Genomic DNA, 2,981 nt, shown 5'->3' on the forward strand with positions numbered 1-2,981 from the left:
GGGGGGTTTCTGTTTCCAGAACTTAACAGTGCGAGTTAACCCGGAGATGTCCTGCGACATCTCCCAGTCCAGCCTGCGACGCGGAGGCAACCTGGATCTGAAGCAGGCAGGTTTGGGTGGGGTGGCGTACGAAGTCGGGACACTGCGGATGAGTGCCAACGGCGTCGTAGACACCAATCTAAAGTTCTTGAACGACACCAACCTTTACGCTTGCGACCTGTTCAACCTCACCCGCCGCAAATTCGACCCTGACACTAGCGGCGTTGGTAATTCGGCTAGCAGACCACCTGAAGCAAGTGGCTTAGCGTCAATGGAACGAGGAAACTCCATTTCCTCCTCTAATTCGCTAAACGAAACACAGCAATGCGGGAATTGTTTTGGTAAACTTTGATTAAGAAGATGAGGATGAACTTACCGAGTCTTAAAGTATCACTGTTTTATATCGCACGGGCATAGCAAACGCATGTTAGAAGGTTCGATCCTGCGTGGACTAGAGGAGGCACACCGCTCTGCTCAAGTGGGCAAGCGTCCCCTCAATTTCGGGGTTTATTACAAAAACACATTGGTTGCGCTGTGTCATGCGCTGGAAGACTGCATCCTTACCAGTCGCAGTCAGCCGCTCGTGATTACTGCCTTCCAGCGTGGCAAATGGTATCTGGAAGAGGCAGACCGCTACGGCGAACTGGCAGCCCGATCACGCCATGTCGTCATTATGGCGGCTCCCGACGCGGGCTTTGCAGAGCATCCCACTAGTCAACGCCCCACCGTTGATTTGGTGAATCTGAACCCAGAGGACGCGGTAGCGCAGGAATGGCATTTGGTGATTTTTGCGCCGACGTACTCGGCGATGGTGTTGTGTCAGGAGCTATCCGAGACTGACTATGGACGGCAGGGACCGCCTGCACAAGATCTGGAGCGCAAGTTTTACGGCTTCTGGACGTTTGAGCCAAACCTGGTGCGGGAAACGATGGACCTAGCGATCGCCCATATTCATCGCTATAACCCCTCGCTGGCAGAGCAGCTTACGGCGCAGGTGCAAGACATTGCCGCTCAGCAATCTCGGGAGCGGGAAGATTTGGGCGCAGTCGTTGCCCGCGTGGTGGATTACCTGCAGTCTGGACAGGCAGACCTTGACCATCACCGCCGCTCGGATGCACCTGTTCTGCGCCAGGACATTCTGGACAGCAACCTTGTTTCCAATGAGGTGCAGGCGTTTCTGCGAATGGCGCAGCTAACGGATCAAGCAGACGCCACCAACCCATCTGCCGCTGCCGAAGTCGCCGCACTAGCAGAAGCGATCGGGCAGCTTCTAGACCTTCCTGCCTGGCAGCTACACCGTCTGAAGCTGGCAGGTTTGCTGCATCGCCTTGCCCCTCTGCAACGAGCTGAGACGGTCTTCAACCTTGACCAGGATTCTGGACCTAGCTGTCCACTCGTGCCCGGAGCGCAAGTTCTCCGCACGATGCCGCAGCTACGCGCGATCGCGGCAATTATTACGCACCAAACCGAGCACTGGGACGGGTCAGGACAGCCTGCCGGACTCAGCGGCGATGCCATTCCCCTAGAGTCTCGGATTCTTGGACTCGTTGCAGAGTTTCAGCAGCAGTTTGCTCAGTTCCGATCCACAGATGCCACTAGCTCAGAAGCGGCGATCGAAAAAGCACTGGCAGCGTGTCGTCAGCAGGACAATCGCTGGGACCCTAAACTGTTGGACACCCTGACGCTGCTGGTCGGCGGTTTTCAGCAGGGACTGAACCTCCCGGTTACCACGCCCAAAATTTCGGCTGGCTTATGGCTGATCGATTCCCACTGCGGCGAAGAGGTCTTGAATTTTAGCCAGTGAGTTGAGAAGGTGCAGTCGCCTGCGTTAACTCGTGTGTAACAGCAGGCGACGGTGCTGCATGGCTCTAGAACAACTCGTCTGTGGCGTCGTCTTTCGCGTTTGTGTTGCGCAGCGGCGTTTCTCGATTGAAGGTCATGTGCACCGATCGCGTCTGCTCTCCGTCTGCGGCAACTGCCAGAATCGGGAAGTTCAGCATGCCATCCTGGAACGGCATCTGAAAACGAAACGTGCCATCGGGGTTGAGCGTTACAGGACGACCTGCGATCGTCACCGTAGCGCCCGGTTCGGTTGCGCCGTAGATGATCAGTTCTGCCTCCGCAACCAGCCAAAACTTACGCAGACGAATTGGCGGCACCGAGCCAAATAGCCCAATTCCTGACATGCCAACTCCGGACATCCCGATTCCCGACATGCCAGCACCAGACATCGTAAGTCCCGCTACAGTGGGTACACCCGCCGCCCACAGGCCAACTCCAGAGGGAAAGATGTAGGAGCTAACCGCCTGCGCTGCCACCATTTGAGCCGAACCGGAAGGCACCGAGCCAGGAATGTGCTGCATGGAGCCGAACAGCGATCCCGCTACCCGTAGGGCTTCAGCGGATTCTGTCAGGCTGAAAATCTCGTCGTAAATCGGATTGCTCGTTTCCGTCTGCAAATGAGGCGGCACCAGCGTCAGGAACGTCTTGCCACGCAGGTCTTCGTCCCAGCCGATCGTCAAAAACTCGTCGTCATACCAGTCAGATGGGTAAACGGGTGGAACTCGCACTGGGTTAGAGCGCGCTAGCAGCAGCCAGCGTCCATCACTCGTGAGGTAGCCAATCTCAGCAATGTAGTCGCGATCGCTCACTGGAATCGGCACGTACCAGTCTCGCGCCATCTCCTCGCACTCGTACTCCTGCAAGCTGTGAGGGCTTTGCCGAGCCAAGTCCAGATTGGTCACATCATAGAACCGCAGCGCTAGCCGCTGTCCGCCCTGCCGCCGCACCTCCTCCCGGTGCTCAATCGGGATATCCCAATACGCATACGCCCACTGGGGATCACGGGGTAAGAGAACAATTCGGCTCTCTCCATAGCCTCCGGGCAAATCGGCAAGTCCGGTATCGACGTCTGCCAGCGATTCACGGCTGAGGTCGGTCTG

At 56.9% G+C, this 2,981-nt stretch carries 3 protein-coding genes; 2 read left to right on the forward strand and 1 reads right to left on the reverse strand.

The features are described 5' to 3' along the window. Both H6F43_RS11510 and H6F43_RS11515 read left to right on the forward strand, forming a co-directional pair. Window positions 1–391: hypothetical protein (locus tag H6F43_RS11510; RefSeq protein ID WP_206754556.1), on the forward strand; the 391-nt coding region annotated here is incomplete at its 5' end. Between the two features lie 72 nt (window positions 392–463). Continuing rightward, a complete protein-coding gene (locus tag H6F43_RS11515; protein WP_190342907.1) occupies window positions 464–1,843 on the forward strand; it encodes a DICT sensory domain-containing protein in 1,380 nt (459 codons plus the stop codon). 64 nt (window positions 1,844–1,907) lie between these two features. On the opposite strand, the gene H6F43_RS11520 is transcribed toward H6F43_RS11515, so the two are convergent. Next, on the reverse strand, window positions 1,908–2,981 hold a 1,074-nt coding region (locus H6F43_RS11520; RefSeq protein WP_190342908.1), incomplete at its 5' end, for a DUF4912 domain-containing protein.

Source organism: Leptolyngbya sp. FACHB-36, from assembly GCF_014695955.1.
GTDB lineage: Bacteria > Cyanobacteriota > Cyanobacteriia > Leptolyngbyales > Leptolyngbyaceae > FACHB-36.

Bases quoted from the DNA above. Each gene is read 5' to 3' on its own strand.
- H6F43_RS11515 (WP_190342907.1), top strand. From the start codon at position 464: ATGTTAGAAGGTTCGATCCTGCGTGGACTAGAGGAGGCACACCGCTCT.